The organism is Amycolatopsis sp. NBC_01307 (assembly GCF_035975215.1).
Classification (GTDB): domain Bacteria; phylum Actinomycetota; class Actinomycetes; order Mycobacteriales; family Pseudonocardiaceae; genus Amycolatopsis.
The window spans coordinates 9,114,083-9,131,461 of the sequence record NZ_CP108403.1 but is presented as its reverse complement, the minus strand read 5'-3'; the positions used below and the strand labels follow the sequence as shown (position 1 = coordinate 9,131,461).

Sequence of the window (17,379 nt, the reverse complement as noted above, 5' to 3'; positions counted from 1 at the left end):
CATGGAGGCAGACTCCCTCGCCGAGCTGGTCGAGCTGAGTCCGGACGCGATCTGCGTCCACGAGAACGGCGTCGTCACCTACGCCAACCGTGCCGCTCTGGACGCGTTCGCCGCCTGCTCCGCCGACGAGGTCGTCGGCCGTCCGTTCACGGACTTCGTCGCCGAGGACTCCCGGCCGGTGCTGCTGGAGAAACTCGCGTTGCTGAGCGGGCCCGGCGCCGCCACCGAGCCCGTCGAAGCCCTGATGTCCCGGCTGGACGGCAGCAAGTTCGCCGTCGAGGCGCAGACCGTGCGCACGGCCGGGCCCGGCTACCAGGTCGTCATGCGTGACATCACCGCGAAGAAGGCGGCCGCCGACGCCCTCCGCTACCAGGCCGCGCTCGTGTCGCACGTCAGCGACGCCTTGATCGCGACCACCGGCGAAGGTGTCGTGACCAGCTGGAACCCGGCCGCCGAGACGGTGTACGGGTGGACCGCGGCCGAAGCCGTCGGACGCCGGGCGAGCGAGCTGGTCGGCGCGCCGCTGGAGCTGCGCCGCGGTGGCGTCGCCGAAGCCGTCCACCGGCGACGCGACGGAGCGCCGCTGACGGTTCGCGTTTCGGCAGCTGAGATGAACGACGGCTGGGTGCTCGTCTGCGCCGACGAAACCGCGCGGCGGCGGGCCGAGCAGAACTACCGCACGGTCGTCGCGTCGCTCGACGAAGGCGTGCTGCTCATGGGGCCGACCGGGCTCGTCGAAGCGGCGAACCCGGCGGCGTGCCGGATCCTCGGCGCCGCCGAAGCCGACCTCATCGGCGTCCCGTGCCACTCGCTCGTGCTGTTCACCGAGTCCGGGCAGTGGATCCCGCCGGACGAGATGCCGTCGGTGCGGACCCGGCGGACCGGGGTCAGCTACAACGGCCTCGTCGTGCGCCTGCGCCGGCCGGACGGCCGCGACGTCTGGGTGTCGCTGACCTCCCGGCTGCTCGACCCGGACGACCCGACGGCGGCCGCAGTCGTCACGTCGTTCACCGACATCAGCGAGACCCGCGCGATCAGCGCCCGGCTCGCGCACGACGCCACCCACGACCCGCTGACCCGGCTGGCGAACCGGACGCTGGTGCTCGACCGCCTCGACGTCCGGGGCCGCCGCGGCCCGGCGACCGTGCTGTTCCTCGACCTGGACAAGTTCAAGGTCATCAACGACTCCCTCGGGCACTCGGTCGGCGACCAGGTGCTGCGGATCGTCGGCGAGCGGCTGCGGCGCTCGTCGGGCCGCGCCGACCTGGTCGGGCGGCTCGGCGGCGACGAGTTCGTCATCGTGACCGACGAGGTCACCGAACCCGGCGAGGTCCGCGCGCTGGCCGAGCACCTGCGAGCCGCGCTGGCCGAGCCGATCGGCGTGCTCGGCCGGCAGCTGCACCTCGACGCCAGCATCGGCGTCGTGCTCGTCGACGGCGCCGACCAGCGCAGCGCCGAGGACCTGCTGCGCGACGCGGATGTCGCGATGTACCAAGCGAAAACGCTCGGCCGGGGCCGGCACCACTTCTTCGACGTCGGCCTGCGCGAGCGGATGCAACGCCGGCTGCGGATGGAACAGGACCTGCGCGACGCGGTCCACGAAGGTCAGCTCTGGCCCGCCTACCAGCCGGTGGTCGACCTGAAGACCGGCGAAATGGTGGCGGTAGAAGCGTTGCTGCGCTGGACACATCCCCGGCTCGGCCCGATCTCCCCGGCGGAGTTCATCCCGCTGGCCGAGGAGAGCGACCTGATCAACGTGATCGGCAAGGAGATGCTGCGCGCCACCACCCGCGAGCTCGCCTGGCGCCGCACCAACCAGGGCTTGGACCTGACGCTGAAGGTGAACCTTTCGACGCGGCAGCTCGACGACCCGCACCTGGTGCCCGCGGTCCAGGACGCGCTCGCGAGCACCGGGCTGCCCGCGGGCGCGCTCTGCCTGGAAGTCACCGAAAGCGCGTTGATGCGCGACCAGGAAGCGGCCGGGGAAGTGTTGGCAGCACTGCGATCCCTGGGCGTGCTGCTGGCGATCGACGACTTCGGCACCGGCTATTCGTCGCTCGCGCAGCTGCGCCGGCTGACGCTGGACACGCTCAAGATCGACCGCTCGTTCATCACCGGCATCGCCGAGTCACACGACGCCGAGGCGATCGTCACGAGCATCATCGCGATGGCCCACGCGGTCGACCTGACCGTGATCGCCGAAGGCGTCGAAACCGCGGAGCAGCTGGAGCTGCTCCGCCGCCTCGGCTGCGACCAGGCGCAGGGATTCCACCTGGGCCGGCCGATCCCGGCGGACGAACTGTTCGGCAGCCGGTAGCCGCTAGAGGTCAACCCTCGTGGATCACCTCGCGCACCTCGACGGCGGTGTACTGCGCGTCCGGGATCTTCCCGGCCAGCTCGACAGCCCGCTCCTCACTCTCGACGTCGACGACGTAGTAGCCGCAGAGGAAGGAGGCGGACTCGACGAAGGTGCCGTTCTCGACGCGCGGCACACCGTTCTCGACCCGGACGGTCCTGGTACCGGCGGGATCGACGAGCGCCTTGGTCTCGACCATCTCACCGGAGTCGGTGACGAGCTTGATGAAGTCGCCGTGGCCTGCGTAGACGCCGTTCTTCTGGTCGTCGCTCAAGGTGCTCCAGAGGGCGGGGTTCATGTGCAGCGTGAGCAGGTATCGCATATCGGCTCCCCGTAATGGGTGGCGGCCCGTTCTCGGGCTGCCTTCGCCGATGGGTCGACGCCGTTCGCCGCGTCCGGACATGGACGTTCGGGGTTCACTCGTTCGGCCCAAGCCGCCATCCCGGGTTCTTCGGCTTGATCAACGATCTGAGCCGAGCCGGTCGGCTCACCTCGGAGCAGGAAGAGTTCCGCCGCACCAACCACGCTTGGTACGAAGCGCACTACACGAACCCCACGACCGTCGATCCGACCGTGTACGACCCCGCGGTCAACCCGGGTGCGACCGCCTGGTTCAAGCAGTCGGCCCGGCAACTGGTCGATCGGGCCGCCGGCTACCTCGGAATCCTCGACACCCACGGCGTCCGGTGCGAACGACTGGTTTCCCGGCAACCGCCGGGGCGGATCGTCTACGAGGACGCTGATCAGATCGTGGTCGTGCCGCGCTGATCGTCTCCGGCAGAATCGGGCCGTGGACACCGCTCCGTTCCCGTTCCGCGGCCGCGTCGTGTGGCTGACGCCCGAGCAAGGCGGGCGCACCTCCGGCCCGCCGCGCGCCGATGGCCGGTACGCCGCGAACGCCTTCGTGCCGCCGGAAACTGCTGACACCGGGCTCGCGTCGTTCGTGGTGCGAGGCGTCCCCACCGGCGAACTGACCTGGGCGGCCGAGGGACGCTGGCTGATCGTCGAGAACACCGGGCCCCAGCGGATCCGGCCAGGCACGGTGGTCGTGATCACCGAAGGGCCCAAGCCCGTCGGGTACTTCCACGTGGAGGAAGCCGGGTAACGAAAAAACCGCCTCGACTGAGTCGAGACGGTCTTCGTGAGCGGTGGCCAGGGCCGGGGTCGAACCGGCGACCTTCCGCTTTTCAGTTCTACGCATGCCCGTTCACGACCGGTCACGGGCGTGTGAATTGCCCGGTCTACATGCATCTACGTTCGGGTCCGAACGGGCCTGAACAGCGGTGGACTGAGACGGCGATTGAGACGGCCGACCGCGTCGACAGCTGTCGCACATACCCCGCCGCCAAAGCGAATGTGACGCCTGCTACATTTGGTTCGACGGTGTCCGGTAGTGACCGGCCGCGGCCCACGCTCGCGTGGGTGTAAGTGACTCCAGCCGCTGGTTTGGGGAGCTTCAAGCGCGGTTCAGTACTCTCGGCCCGCCACGAAGGAACTCGACCCGCTGGGTCGGGACCTGAAGGGCGTCGACTCCAACGTGTCGGCCCCTCAACGGGCCGACAGCTCCATCCCCCGTGTTGAAGCGGTGGAGCAAGCTTGGAGTACGAGATGACTTTTCCTGAAGTTCCCCCGGAGTTCGAAGACCTCGGCATCAAGCCGCTGGTCCACGGCATCCCGGAACTGCCCAAGGCCACCCAGACCACGGCCCTGGCCCGCAAGATCAAGCGCGACGGCATCACCGCGCACGACGGCACCGAGGTCGCCCAGTTCGACGACGCGGGCGCTGAACTGCTCGCGTACCCCTGGGCCTACCCGGCCCAGATCATGGGACAGCTGGCCGCCCCGCAGTCGGTGTCGGTGCAGGCCGGCACCCTGTACTTCGTCACCGGGCTCGCCCTGGTCACCCGCACGATGCCGGCCTACCACAACTCCCGGGTCCGGTCGAAGCTGCCGATCCCGGCCGCCGACGGCGACGGGCACGTCGACGTCCCCTGGCTCGTGCGGGACGTGCAGCCGGACCCCAAGCGGGAGCACCAGCTGCTGATCACCGCCCAGGACATCGACGCCCTCACCACCGCGGCCGACAACACCGCCACCCAGGTCGAGGCCATGCAGAAGACCCTCAAGGAAGCCCTCGGCCGCGAGGGCATCGAAGAGCAGATCCTACTGACCCCGGCCCGCTTCCGCCTGGTCAACGGCGGCCTCACGACCGACACCTCGTGGATCGCCTCCGACGGCGGCAGCCGCGTCACCATCGCCCAGGGCTACCTGGCCGACGCGGTCGACCACATCCTGCAGTACAAGAGCCTGTCCCCGAAGCGGCGCGCCGGGCTGGAAAGCCTCGGCGTGTACCTGCGCGGCCGGGTCGCCGGGCTGCTGGTCCGCGACTCGGTCGCCGAGCGGGACCTGCGCGACGAGCTCGTGCGCCTCCTCGACGAACCCGCCGCGAAGCTGATCTCCAGCAACATCTACGCCGGCCAGCGCAACCTGGCGGTCCCCGCGCGCGCCCTGGTGGCGTTCAAGCCGCACCGCGGGACGGTGCTGGATGCGACCCAGCAGCTGATCGGCAACGCGCACAAGCGCGGCCCCAAGCAGTGGGACACCGCCGCCACCGCCGTCGACACGCGCGATGAAGTGCTGCGCAAGCTCGACGACGACGGGCTGCTGGCCGAGGAAGAGAAGTACCTGCTCGGCCCGGCCTACGAGGAGGCCTACCGCCGCTTCGATGTCCCCTCCAACCCGGACTACCGGATCGGTGAGCTGGTCCGGTTCTTCCACGAAGGGCACCCCGAGAGCGACGCGGTCCGCAAGGCCACCCGTGAGGTGCTGCGCCTGGGCCGGCTGATGCCCACGCAGCGTGCGAAGGTCATCAGCGGCGCCATCCTGGAGCAGGTGCACGAAGCCGACCCCAAGCGGCGCCAGAGCATCGAGAGCGCCCTCGACGAGCTGCTCGCGCACCAGCCGTTCTACAACGCCCCCGTGGCGTGGCCCAGCCGCGACCCCGAGGTCGACGAGCTGCTCGCCGAAACGCGGAAGGAGCTGGACGGCGAAGACGGCGAGCCCGGGCCGGCGACGGTCGAGCTGATGATCAAGGGCGGCATCGCGCTCGCGATCCTCGGGCCGCTGCAGCGGATCTATGGCGAGAAGGACGCCGCCCAGCGCACCTACAACCTCCTGACGCGGATGGTCGAGGAGCCCCTCGGCCAGGAGCTGCTGGCCGAGGCCATCCGCACGCTGCGCGAGGGCGGGGACCACATCGCCGAACGCGACCCCGAGACGCACGAGCCGGTGTGGACAGGCAAGGGCGTCTCCGCGCCCATGGACACGGAGAACCTGCGCGCGCTGTTCCCCACGACGGCCAGCAAGGCCCGCGAGCGCCAGCGGACCGAGCCGAAGATCGTCGAGTCGATCGTCGGCCGGCTCAGGAACGTCTCCGACGACCTCGAAATGCTGGAAGATCTGCCGAAGGTCCGCCAGCAGGGCACCACGCCCACCGAGAAGCTGCAGGAAGCCGCCGAGCTGCTCGGCAGCCACCGCGACCGCCTCATGTTCCTGCAGCGCAAGCACGAGGAGTACTACCGCGAGCTGGCTGAGATCCCGGAGGACGACGGCGAGCCCGAGGACGTGGCCGAGGACGGGGAAGGCCTGACCTGGTGAACCCCAACCTCTACATGGCGGCCTGGGGAGCCACGGGACGGCACGCGGCGGCCCCGGTCGCCCGCGCGTTCCACCTCTCCCGCGGCCTCCAGACCATCCTGCCCCCGGCCCGCAACGCGATCTACGTCGCCTGCACCCGCGACGGCGTGATCGACTACGTCGGGAGCACCAGGCGCACCGCGCACACCCGGGCGGGTGAGCACGTCCGCAAGCCCGCCCGCGGCAAGACCTGGGACACCCTCTGGGTCATCCCGCTGCGGGAGAGCACGCCGGAGGGCATCGTCCGGCAGCTCGAAGGCCGCGTCGGCAGGCTGCTCCGCCCGGTGAACAACCGCCGGCTCCCGCGCAGCTGAACCCCAGCCACTCTGGCGCCCGCGGCATGGCGTTACGCCGTGCCGCGGGCGCTACCGGGGAGGTGACTTGGGCTATCCCGTGCAGGTCTAGCAGCCCTTGAGCCACAGCTTCCCCGAAACTTCTTCGATCGCCTCCTCGCTAGGGAAGTGGAACTCGCCGAAGTGCTCGGCACGTTCCATGGTCAGCTCGACGAAGCTGAACTCGGAGTTCGGGAAGAGCTTCTCAACCGCGGTCTTCCGGCCCTGCTGGCGCCGCTCCGCGCGCTGCTGGTCAGCGACCTTGTACTTGGGGTTGATCACGAAGATGCTGAGGATGTTCTGGCCGGCCCAGCCGTCGGTACGGAAGTTGGCATCCGCCAGCGGGTGCACCTTGACGTTCACCCCGCGCTCGCGGAGGGCGACGGCGGTGTACATCTCCCTCATGAACCCGTAGTACGCGTTGCCGACCCGCCAGTCGAGCGAGGCCTTCGCAAGGCGCCTCGCCTCGGACTCCGGGTCCTTCCCGGCCGGGGGCCTTGCCCTCAGCCGTCTTAGCTCTGCGGTGAAGATCCGGTTCTCCAGCTCCTCGCGCTCGGTCCCGAACATGTTCATCCCCGTCTCCGTCTCGCAGACGAAGCGGTCGAACTCGCTCCACAGCGGCGGCCGGTTCAGGTGTTCGAGCAGCAGATGGAACAGGTGGACGAACGCGAACCGCGGGTTCCAATCGCGTGCCCAGGCGATGTGCTCGATGTCCTTTTTCCTGACGGTGCCCAGCGGGTGAGTGTGGTGGGCTTTGATCCATTTGAAGTCGTCTAGGGTGCAGTCGTAGATTGCCTTGGTGGTGTGATCGCGCATCGTTGACACCACCTCCGCCCGCCTCGGGTTGTTCTCCCACCGGTAGTAGGTGTCCTTGGCTTCCTGTGTCACCAGGAAGGTGCTGCGTACCTCGTCCGCGCTGGTCTCCATCGCTACCGCCCCTCGCCGCTGCGAAGCCAGTCGTGCGGCAAAGTAACGCGGTCCACCGACAAAATCTTCCGATTTACCGGGAGAAGGACCTACCAGAGTCACCGCCGCGCAGGTCAACCAGCCGGCCTCGCCCCGGGCACCTGCGGTGCCGGCTGGACGCGATCCAGCGAGCGGTTACGCCTGTGAGCCGGCGCGCTGCTCGACGAGGTCGCGCAGCTCGGCGGGGGTCAGCCACTGGCTGCCGCGGTGGATCACGCGGTGGCAGTTCGCGCAGAGCACGGCGAGATCGGCGAGACGGGTGGTGGTCGGCCCGGTGACGTGCAGCGGGACGACGTGATGGACTTCCGCGTACCGGGCGCCGCGCTCGCCGTAGGTCTGCTCGAAGTCGAACCCGCAGACCTCGCAGGCCAGGCACCCGCGGGCAGTGAGGACCTGGTCGAGCTTCTTTGCCCGCAGCTTCGGGTTCCGTTCCCGCCGCAGGTGCAGCAGGACCAGGGCCCGGCCTTCGGCAATCGCTTCCTCTTCGTCGAGGTCGAAAGCGGCGGGAAGTGTGGTCAGCGTGCCGGAGGTGATGCTGGCACGGATCGCGTCGGCCTGAGCGTGCATCTCGTCAGGGCGATCGAGGAACGCCTTCAGGATCTCTCTGTCGAGCTTGCCGCCCCGGGTGGGTTTCCCCTGGTAGCCCGGGTGCTGGGTAGCGATGTCTGCGATCTTGCGATGCACGCTGTTGATGTTGCGGAAGGTCATCCCGCGGGTCTCTGGCGGGTGCAGCGGCAGGAGCTGCAGCAGCCGGGACACCTCGGCGACGTGAGGGTCGTGGGTGCGCAGCACACGCCAGCCGTTGCCGGCAACGAGGTCGCAGGCCAGCACGAGCTCGGCTTCGAGCCAAGCGGGACTGCGCTGGGCACGGACCTCGAACTCGCGGTCGCGCAGCAGCTTGACCACGGTTTCCAGCCCGCCGGAGAAGTCGGCAGCCGTGAGCGCGTCCCTGCCGTCGAGGTAGCCGTGGGCGACTCCGACGATCGCTTTGGAGTCGTACTCCTGGCCCTCATGGACCAGCATGTAGGTGCGGGCCGGGCCGAATCCGTGGTCCTGGAGAAACGTCTCGGGGTTGCGGTCGTGCTCGGCGATGGCCTGCAGGATGGCGTCGCGGGTGACGTCGCTGATACTCACAGCTGATGACGCTAACCGGCGAGGACGCCGCCGGACTAAGCCGTAGACCAAGACGAGCTGCGACACGTCAACTACGAACGGATTCGCCACTTGCCGACCTTGAACACGGAACTCTGACCTACACGTCCACGGCCCAAGAAGTCCATGTACCTCTGAGCTCAACGGAAGACGTAGTGTCTGCGACAGTCCGCCGCTTTGTGCTCGACTCCAATGCCATTGACCCGATAGCCGACACGGCAGGGGCTTACGAGACCACCGGGTTATCAAATGTCACATTTCGTAGCACCGAACCGACTATGGTGGTGTGCACGAGACGCAACCTTCACCCATGCTGACCGATCTGACGGAGTTTGAGCGACAGGTGGTCAACACCGCCCGCCGTGGAGCAGTTGCCGTTGCCGCCACGACGATGACGGTAGAGGAGTTGGCGGCCACGGACGAACCCGAACTGCGGATACGAGCCGATCTGCTACGCGATCTGCTCCGCGGCCTGCACGGCGACCTCGACCCCCGCGGAATCCAGATAGCGGGCGTACGGGTCGCCGGAAAGCTCGACCTCGATTACGTCACCGCTGTCACCGGTCTGGCCCTGTACCAGTGTGCGCTGCCGGACGGCATCGTTTGCCGAGAAACGCACCTTCGCTACCTGCACCTGAGCGGTTGCCTGCTCACCTACCTGCATGCAGACGGCCTCCGCACCGACGACAGCCTTGTCCTGCTGGACGCCACCATTACTAGCGCCGACCTAGACGGAGCGATCCGGCTGCTCGGCGCCCACATCGGCGGCCAACTTATCCTCGATCGAGCCACCATCGCCAACACCACCGGCCCTGCACTGAATGCCGACGCACTCCGCACCGACAGCAGCCTTTTCCTACGGGACGCCACCATTACCGGTACCGGAGGAGACGGAGCAATCCGGCTGCTCGGCGCCCACATCGGCGGCCAACTTATCCTCAATCGAGCCACCATCGCCAACACCACCGGCCCTGCACTGAGCGCTGACGACCTCCGCACCGACGGCCACCTTTTCCTGCAGGACGCCACCATTACCGGTACCGGAGAAGGCGGAACGATCCGGCTGCTCGGTGCCCACATCGGCGGCCAAGCCGTGCTGCCGACGTTCAGGCTGGACAACGGTTCAGGTCCGCTCTTGGTATTGCATGAGGCGCAGATCAACGGCGCTTTGCTGCTCCCGCCGACAGTGGTGTGCTCAGCCGGCCGAGAGGGGATGAGCCGCCGTGGCTGCCCTGACAGCGACCGCACCATCACCGCTCACGGATTGACCTACCCCATGCTGCGCGAGATCTCGTGGCGTCAATGGCTGCACCTGCTAGTCCACCACACCGAGACCTACTGGCCGCAGCCCTTCCAGCAACTCGCTGCGACCGAACGCGCCGCCGGCCACGACAACAACGCCCGCGAAATACTGATCACCCAGCAACACGACCTCCGCCGCCGCACCCCTCAGGCTCTGGGCAACCGGCTCGCACGCGCGCGACATTCGCTGTGGGGCTGGCTCGGCCGCTACGGCTACCGCGCCCACCGCCTCGTCACCGCCCTCGCCGTCGTCCTCACCCTCGCCGCCGCACTCAGCCTGCTCGCCGGACACGTCACCACCCACCCCGGCCACCATGCCGCCGAACGCGTCCCGCCCACCACCGCGAAACCGGACGCTCCCGGCACACCCTGCTCCCCCGTGGAACTCATCGGCCTCGGCATCGACCGCGGCCTCCCCCTCGGCACCACCGGCATTCGCGCCCACTGCGACCTCGACACCACCACCGGCTGGGGCCAAACCTTTACCGCCATCCTCTGGGCACTCCAAGCTCTCCTCTGGGGCCTGGCCACCCTCGCCATCGCCGCCTACACCGGCCTCGTCCGCAGACTCACCTAACCACCGCCGCCTGACTAAAACGAGATCTCAACGCGGCGGTCTCCAATGCACACAGCGTCCGAGGACAGACTGTAAACCAGTTGGCTTATGCCTACGGGGGTTCGAATCCCTCACCCGCCACCCAGCGGAAAAGCCCCGTGACCTCGACGCAAGTCGGGCACGGGGCTTCTTCGTGTGTGCAGCTAGATGCGACGGTATGCGGCCATGTTCGGGCGTCCGTGGGCTATCCGTGGGCAGCGTGGGCCGTGCCAGGAGTACGTCTGGTGGCGAGAGGAAGCGGCTGAAACAGCGGTGGGTAGGAGCGGGTCCCCCCTGCTGTTCCAGCCGCTTTCGCTGCTTAGAGACTAGAGAGACATAGGATTAGAGTGGAAGACGAGCTGTCACCGTTGGTGTCACTCACCTGTCACAGCTAAACCCGCAGGTCAGAGCAGGGTGAGTGACAGAGTGACAGGTGTGACACCTTCAACACCCCGCCCGTGTCACACTCCGCTCGTCCCGACGGCCGGGCCAACATGCACGGGCCCAACGTCCACTCTCACGCCAAGTAGGCCAGCAGCTGCTAGCACCAGCGCTACCATGACACCAACGAAGATCAGGGCCTGAATCAAGGCCCCCGGGGCCGACAGGACCCGGCCAGCGAAGTCGAGCAGCATGTGCCGCTCGTCTACCGCTTGTCCACTAGAGCTGACGACCTCGTTGTGTCGCCCGCTCCGCGACTGCCGTCCGGCGTCTCCCGGGGGCTGGTCGTCGTCCGGTCGTGGCGACTGGTCGAGATCACGCCTTATGGTCATGGTGTTGCCCTTCGGTGACAGATAGGGCCGCCGCCGGGCGACTGCTGATCAGGTCAATGCTCGGCTGGCGGTTCGATTGCTAGGCATGGAGCCGAAGGGCGACCGCTGGTGCATCCGCGACGTGCGCGGAAGGACCGGCGTACCGGGCGGTGCGTTAACGTGCGCCGAGACCGGCTTGGGCGGCCTCCTCATGCCAGAGAAGGCCGCCCAAGTTCGTTCTTCAGTCCTCTGCCTCAGCTCACGCTAGACAGCCCGAGCCTGTAGTGGCACGCCTCTGAGCAGCCGTTCGGCCACGTGTCCTCGTTCGACGGTAAGCGCACCGAGGTACTTCGGCCGGACCGATTTCGCGCATCCCGCTTGGCGACAACCAGGCTAGATGAGCCACTGGCCACCCTGTGGCCAGTCGCGCACTTTTTTGACCAGTCTGTGGCCAGTTCCAACTTCCTCACATCGCGACAAGCTACGCAGACAGCGACTGGGCCTTGATCTTCGCCACGCAGGCAGGGCAGAGGATCCCGCCAGGGCCGGCGGGCGCCTCGCCACACTTCGAACAGATCTTGGTCTCGCTCATGCCCCAATCGAATCATCTCGTCGAGCCCCTTTGCGCCAACTCGGGGATTGCGTGTCTCGAACGCATGTTCTAGCGTGTGTCGCGTCGGGCGAGACGGGGAAGGTCCCGCCCGACGCGACCAGCGGGCATGCCGCACCGGTCGCGCGCAGGAACTATCGAACACGCCTACCTCTTGCGCGCGGCCGGGCGGCGTTCGCCTCGCCTAGGGAGTTCGCTGTCGACCCGCAATGCGTCGCCCGCCACCGCGTCACTCGCGAGAAACGCGTCTGGCGCGACCGCGACACGTGCGTCCATTGGTTCCAGTTCGGCAAGCACGGCCTCAACATCGCCGACTGGGACCTCGCGGATGAGTGGATTCCCTTCTGGGGCAGCGGCATGCCCCACCCGAAGGAAGACGGCACGGACGGGCTCGGGCCGCTCTACGACACCGCGGACCATCAGCCCGCCGACGGCAGCACCAGGCCGGCTCGACGGTAGCCGCCGGGGTCGGCGAAACCGCTCGACGACATCCGCGACATATATCATACTTGTCCTATGAAGATGACTCACGCGCTGGTGCAACTCGCCGCCGTGCTGATGAGCGCACCCCGCGACAAACACTGGGGCTATGGCCTCTCGAAGAAGTCCGGCGTCCGCTCCGGCGCCATGTACCCCCGACTCAAGCAGATGCTCGACGAAGGCTGGCTCACCGACGGCTGGGAAATTGGCGTCGAAGGCCGGCCACCACGCCGGTACTACGAAGTCACCGACGACGGGCTTCGCGAACTCGGCGCGCTCCTGAACCGTGCCGCGCTCGACAGCCGCTTCCAAGGCCTGAACCTGGGACTCGCGTGATGGGCGACGTGCTCGCGGACGTCGCGACCTACGGCTTCAGTAGCCTGCTCCTCACGGCCGTGCTGTGCGGATTCTTCCCCGTGTTCGTCCTGCGACTCCTGCTGCTCCTGTACCCGGCCGCGCACGAGCGCCGGACGGAGTGGCTGACGGAGATCGCACATGTGCCGTACCGCGAGCGGCTCATCTGGGTGATGGCACTCATCCCAACAGCGTTCTTCGAAGCAATTCCTGAGAGAGTGCGACAGCGGCGAACAGCTAAGCAAAACAACAACCTTGATGCGGATCGGATAGAGCTAGAGGCGGCCATTGCCGACCTGGACGAAGTCACTCGTCAATACGTGCAGGAAGTGGAGTCGAATAAGCGCGCTTACATGCAGTGGTCCGAGGTGGACGAAGACAAGTCCACTAACGCGCTTCTCACGTTTTTCGTCCTGGGGTCAAAGGGCTTGAAAGACAAAACAAACTGGTGGTGGTCCTGAGGTTACTTCTTCGATCGCTGCTTCCCGCGCAGCTTCCCGGTTCGCCTTGAGGCGCTTGTCCCGCGTGCCACTCTTCTTCGGCTTGCCGACCATCAGAAGTCACCGGTGTCACGACCTTCGAGCACCCGAATATGGGTCTCTGAGTTCCAGCCCGGCTCGCCGCTGACCCGGGAGACTGGTGCTCAAGCAGCACGAACAGCGGAACGCGCCGCCGATGCGAGTTTAGTTTGCTTCACCATCAGCGTTTCCGCGTTCAGCTGCGTACGGTGCTCTCAGTCTGTGAGTTCCAAGCCATTGCGACGGCTGAGAGCCCCACGACCACGTCAGCTACAACCGCGCAAGGTTACTACCGCGAGCCTTGCGCGTGAGCGCCACCGGACGTTTAGAGTTGCACTATGGTGCAGCAACCGCCTCCCACGACCATCGTCGTCAGCCCCACTTCCCCTGACGTGGTCGTCAATCTTCCTTCGTCGCCGTCGACTATCCAGACGATCGTCACACTCGTCCTTCCAGTCGTCGCGGCCATTCTCGCTGCTCTGGCGACGCACTTCTTCGCCCAGCAGAGAGCCAAGGCCGACACGATCGAGGCGCGCCGAAGAGACGAACTCGGTCACGCGGCCACAATGCTTGCAGCTGCGATTCCATGGGTTAGGTCCGCTGAGTACTATATCCGGTACTCTGGGTTGGCAATCCCGGACAAAGAATTATCGGAACTTCTGGACCGCACCGCTGAAAAGCTCAACGCCGCGGATAAGGATTTTCTCTTCGCGCGAACGGCCGCAAATCTGATCGTTCGCGATCCCGTGGTCAAGGACTACATCAAGCAGGTCAAGGACAGCTACGACAGCTTCCCTGAGCGGTTCGAAAAGGCACGCAACAAACTCGCCATAGAGGAGAGCGTCGCCGAGTGCAGACGCTTTCGCGAACTGACCGACGCGATGAACGACGCAGTCGTGGTCGCCTACACCTCCCTGCCGAATGACGTCGTCAACGTCAAGGCCGAGTAACAAGTCCGCCCCCCTTTCAAACGGCTGGCCAGACAGCCCTACAGGCACTTCGTGAACCCGGTGGCCTGGTAGCCGCCACCCCCACCCGCTGCAAGTTCGAGCTGGAAGATCCCCAGCGAGGCCGGTCCTGCGGTCGGTGGGTCGATCGCGAGCGTGCACGCGTCCACCCGGAGCCACTTCCCGCTCGGGCCGTACTCGGTGGCCGAACCAGGCAGCGACAGCAGCGCGGCGTTCTCGTACGCAACCCAGTTGGGCACCTGCCGGGACAGCGCGTCCACGGCGTGCTCGCACGTGTCGACCCCGTGCGCGGCGGCGAAGTCGCGCCCGGCCGGCGGGGTGAGGATCCCGCACGCGATGGTCGGCTGGCGCTCTGCAATGGACTTGATCATTGCTTGGACGAACGAGCCGCTGCTGTGCGGCATGATCCGGCTGAACGCCTCCTGGTGCGCCTGGTCCAGCTCCGCCTGCCGGCGGTCAGCGAGTTCCGCAGCCGCCAGCTGCTGCCCCACGATCCCCGCCGCCAGCACCAGCGCGCCGACCGCGGCGGCGCTCACCGCGTGAAAGCGGCGGACTGGCCGGCCACGCCACCCGGGCAGGCCCGGACGGGACGTGATCCGGGGAATGGGCATGGTCTGCTCCCCCGGTCCCGCCGTCGGCACCCGCGCGAGCGGCTGAGCCGGCCGCAGAGCAGGCAAGCTGCCCTCCGCAGCCAGGCCGAACGGGCGGCCGCGGTAGCGCATCCACGTCCACCACGCGGCCAAAGCGAGCAGCGCCCCGCCCATGACCAGGCACCAACCCCACCAGGGCACCGACAACAGCCACCACACATCCGCCGCCGCCAAGCCGGCGGCCAGCGCCCCCGGCCGTCGCGCGCCGACGAGCGCGGACAGCAGCAGTACCCCCAGCGCAAGCAGCCACGGCCAAGGGCTGTCCAGCAGCTGCCACAGCAGCAGCGCGAGTCCACCAGCCATGACGACGGCCAGCCATTCCATCCGCCGCCCGTTGACCGATGGCCTAGCCGCGGGTCCCCTCCCCGTGATCATCATGCATCCACGGTAACCCCAGTTTGCGCAGGTCAACCGAAGTTCGGGGCAGTCGGGCCGGGGTCAGCCGTGCTCGACGGCGTTCGGCGGCCGTTCCCCCCTCAGGAACGCGGCGATCTGCTGCGCCGCAACCTTGTAGCAGAGCCGGTTGGTCCCAGGCACCGTACGGGCAGAATGCGGGCTAATCACCGCTCCCTTTTGCGACCACAGCGGGTGATCGATCGGAAGAGGTTCAGGGTCGGTCACGTCGAGCGCCGCACGCAAACGGCCTGACGCCAACTCAGGAAGCAAGGCTTCCGTGTCGACGATCTGGCCACGGCCGGCGTTGACCAGGATGGCGTTGTCATCCATCCGTTTCAGAAACTCTGAGCCGACCAAACCCCGCGTCTTCTCCGTTAGCGGGGCCGTAATGACCACAATAGAATGACCCGACACAATTTCGGTCAGCGCGTCCGGTCCAAAAACATCATCTCGGGCGCGCGACGCGACCAGCGTGGAGTACGCACCAAAAACGTCGAGACGCCGCGCAACCTCTCTGCCAATCGCGCCAGCGCCGACAATAAGGGCACGTTTGCCCGCCAAGGTGTCTGCTTCAAACTTACGGTGCGCCCACACGCCTTTGTCCTGAAATCGCACCAATGTCGGCCACTGACGAAGCTGCGTTAGCACCGCCGACAGAACCCATTCGGAGACGGGTCCGGCATGCGCACCCCGTGCAGTAGCCAGGGTAATTGCACTAGGCACATCCGCTGCCCACTCGTCCGCCCCCGCAGACAGGAGTTGCACCATTCCAAGCGATCCGAGTTGCTCAAGCAGTCGAATAGGTCGGTGACTACTGCGGTATGGCGGCAGCAAAACGGCGGCGGCCGATTGATGCGCGGTCAACTCCTCAACGTCCGGGTCATACGGGACCACCTCGACGTTCCGGAGATCGTTAAGCACGTCATGGCCGACGAGGTCGTCAGCCTCACTACTTACAAGAATCTTCACCACAGCAGCAGTCATTATTTCCCTTTGCCGTCTGATGTAAGCCGGTCAATAAGTTGCCGCGCCTGCCCTGACATAACATCACCAGAAACAGAGTTGTCGATTACAACATGCGAGACCGGCGGACGAAAGTCGACATTGACACCCTTTACGTATTGCTCCCAGTCGGCAAGCTTAGTGGCATCGCGCGGCGCATCTCGGTGGCGCACGTACGTATGCATCGTATCCGCGTCACAGTAAACCCAGACGATCGTCAGGTGGGCACCCAGGTTGCGACACAGCAATTCGCGCTGCCTGATCCAACTTTCGTCCGCAAATTCCCGAATGAATGGAGCCGTAACGATCGCATTGTTTCCACATTGCAGGTTCTCGGCCATAGCCTCAAGTAGCGAGTCGTACTCGGCAGGCCTGATTTTCGCCAGATACGTCTCCGACTCGCGGTCATTTCGCGACAGTCCTTGCATCTCAAGGGCAGCCTCGACCACGAAGCGAGTCAGGGTGTCCTTATCAAGCATCGGCCACCCCGTCTCGCGCGCCAGGATGCGCCCCAACTCCGTCTTTCCACTGCCGGCATAGCCGCCGATCATGACCACCTGCGGAGCCACGGGGCGAATCTCGCCGCGGGCATCCTGATCTGGGGCATTCACAGTGCGAGCCGCCCTCGGCTTGCTCACCACCAGCCCCTTCTTGACGAGCAGATCCATAGCTTCGTTGATCGTAAAGACGCTCACGTCCCACTCTCGCGCCAGCTCCCGGGACGACGGCAGGCGCTGGCCGTGCCGAAGACGTCCCGCTTGGATGTCGTTCTCGACGTTCCGCGCGATCTGCTGCGCTAGCGGCTCCGACCTGGCCACAGGCGACCTCGGGCGCGACATGCGGACTCCTCGCCGGGCTCTCGCCCATCGGTTCAACTGAACGGTCACCGTATCAGAACCTATCAGTTGATTTCGATGTTCCCGCAGGTCGTGACACGTATTTGACCGATCTTCCGCCTAGCAGTTGACCTGCTGACCATTCAACTGTTAGCTTCTTGGTGGTCCGGGTCACACGGGTCGGACCGCGAGGACTCACCACCAGACGGGGAGGCAGTGATGGCGAAGAAGCAGCAGGGATTTCCGGTCTTGAAGGCCGGAACGGGGTTCGGACGGAAGGTCGTCGGGCTGGTGCTGCTGGCCGCGGCGCTGGTGTTCGTCGTGTCGTCGCCACTGGAGGCGGCCGGGCACGTCCGGCACGTCGTGCACAGCCTGACGACGTTCTTCAGCTCGCTCTGATCACCCGCTGACCAG

At 66.6% G+C, this 17,379-nt stretch carries 16 protein-coding genes; 10 read left to right on the top strand and 6 right to left on the bottom strand.

Translation table 11 applies throughout. The features are described 5' to 3' along the window. The first annotated feature begins 1 nt into the window (after window position 1). Entirely contained in the window at window positions 2-2,317 is a 2,316-nt protein-coding gene (locus OG439_RS40730; protein ID WP_326945801.1) for a sensor domain-containing protein, read from the top strand. Window positions 2,318-2,327: 10 nt separating this feature from the next. Here the strand turns inward: OG439_RS40730 and OG439_RS40725 are convergent, their stop codons facing one another. Then, window positions 2,328-2,678 (bottom strand): YciI family protein, encoded by a 351-nt coding sequence (locus OG439_RS40725; RefSeq protein WP_326945800.1) that lies wholly within the window; start codon window positions 2,676-2,678, stop codon window positions 2,328-2,330. A gap of 14 nt (window positions 2,679-2,692) precedes the next feature. Here OG439_RS40725 and OG439_RS40720 point away from each other — a divergent pair, with 14 nt between their 5' ends. The 4 genes from OG439_RS40720 to OG439_RS40705 all read left to right on the top strand — a co-directional run bounded on the left by OG439_RS40720 (window position 2,693) and on the right by OG439_RS40705 (window position 6,366). Continuing rightward, window positions 2,693-3,124 (top strand): hypothetical protein, encoded by a 432-nt coding sequence (locus OG439_RS40720; RefSeq protein WP_326945799.1) that lies wholly within the window; start codon window positions 2,693-2,695, stop codon window positions 3,122-3,124. 22 nt (window positions 3,125-3,146) lie between these two features. Next, the gene (locus tag OG439_RS40715; protein WP_326945798.1) at window positions 3,147-3,461 is read left to right on the top strand and encodes a hypothetical protein; all 315 of its coding nucleotides are present in this window, start codon (window positions 3,147-3,149) and stop codon (window positions 3,459-3,461) included. Between the two features lie 503 nt (window positions 3,462-3,964). Next, entirely contained in the window at window positions 3,965-6,013 is a 2,049-nt protein-coding gene (locus tag OG439_RS40710; RefSeq protein ID WP_326945797.1) for a hypothetical protein, read from the top strand. After that, on the top strand, window positions 6,010-6,366 hold the full coding sequence (locus OG439_RS40705; protein ID WP_326945796.1) for a hypothetical protein: 357 nt from the start codon (window positions 6,010-6,012) through the stop codon (window positions 6,364-6,366). The genes OG439_RS40710 and OG439_RS40705 overlap by 4 nt, the downstream gene beginning before the upstream one ends. Window positions 6,367-6,453: 87 nt before the next feature. On the opposite strand, the gene OG439_RS40700 is transcribed toward OG439_RS40705, so the two are convergent. Both OG439_RS40700 and OG439_RS40695 read right to left on the bottom strand, forming a co-directional pair. After that, complete coding sequence (locus tag OG439_RS40700; protein ID WP_326945795.1) at window positions 6,454-7,311, bottom strand: hypothetical protein; 858 nt, start codon at window positions 7,309-7,311, stop codon at window positions 6,454-6,456. 174 nt (window positions 7,312-7,485) lie between these two features. After that, window positions 7,486-8,484, bottom strand: coding sequence for an HNH endonuclease (locus tag OG439_RS40695; RefSeq protein WP_326945794.1), 999 nt, complete (start codon window positions 8,482-8,484; stop codon window positions 7,486-7,488). Between the two features lie 328 nt (window positions 8,485-8,812). Between OG439_RS40695 and OG439_RS40690 the strand changes: the two genes are divergently transcribed. The 4 genes from OG439_RS40690 to OG439_RS40675 all read left to right on the top strand — a co-directional run bounded on the left by OG439_RS40690 (window position 8,813) and on the right by OG439_RS40675 (window position 14,063). Continuing rightward, window positions 8,813-10,381, top strand: coding sequence for a hypothetical protein (locus tag OG439_RS40690; RefSeq protein WP_326945793.1), 1,569 nt, complete (start codon window positions 8,813-8,815; stop codon window positions 10,379-10,381). Window positions 10,382-12,277: 1,896 nt separating this feature from the next. Continuing rightward, entirely contained in the window at window positions 12,278-12,577 is a 300-nt protein-coding gene (locus OG439_RS40685; RefSeq protein WP_326945792.1) for a PadR family transcriptional regulator, read from the top strand. After that, window positions 12,577-13,056 carry a hypothetical protein gene (locus OG439_RS40680; protein ID WP_326945791.1) on the top strand — a complete coding sequence of 160 codons (480 nt, stop codon included), beginning with the start codon at window positions 12,577-12,579 and terminating at the stop codon, window positions 13,054-13,056. The genes OG439_RS40685 and OG439_RS40680 overlap by 1 nt, the downstream gene beginning before the upstream one ends. Before the next feature lie 395 nt (window positions 13,057-13,451). Continuing rightward, on the top strand, window positions 13,452-14,063 hold the full coding sequence (locus OG439_RS40675; RefSeq protein ID WP_326945790.1) for a hypothetical protein: 612 nt from the start codon (window positions 13,452-13,454) through the stop codon (window positions 14,061-14,063). Between the two features lie 38 nt (window positions 14,064-14,101). Here OG439_RS40675 and OG439_RS40670 read toward each other — a convergent pair whose 3' ends face one another. The 3 genes from OG439_RS40670 to OG439_RS40660 all read right to left on the bottom strand — a co-directional run bounded on the left by OG439_RS40670 (window position 14,102) and on the right by OG439_RS40660 (window position 16,968). Continuing rightward, window positions 14,102-15,055: a hypothetical protein gene (locus OG439_RS40670; protein ID WP_326945789.1), complete on the bottom strand. Its 954-nt coding sequence runs from the start codon at window positions 15,053-15,055 to the stop codon at window positions 14,102-14,104. A gap of 114 nt (window positions 15,056-15,169) precedes the next feature. Beyond that, complete coding sequence (locus tag OG439_RS40665; protein WP_326945788.1) at window positions 15,170-16,111, bottom strand: NAD(P)-dependent oxidoreductase; 942 nt, start codon at window positions 16,109-16,111, stop codon at window positions 15,170-15,172. Beyond that, window positions 16,111-16,968, bottom strand: a complete 858-nt coding sequence (locus OG439_RS40660; protein WP_326945787.1) for an AAA family ATPase — start codon at window positions 16,966-16,968, stop codon at window positions 16,111-16,113. Before OG439_RS40660 ends, OG439_RS40665 begins: the two co-directional genes overlap by 1 nt. A 216-nt stretch (window positions 16,969-17,184) precedes the next feature. On the opposite strand from OG439_RS40660, the gene OG439_RS40655 reads away from it, so the two are divergent. Further along, a complete protein-coding gene (locus tag OG439_RS40655) occupies window positions 17,185-17,364 on the top strand; it encodes a hypothetical protein (protein WP_326945786.1) in 180 nt (59 codons plus the stop codon). Window positions 17,365-17,379 lie beyond the last annotated feature (15 nt).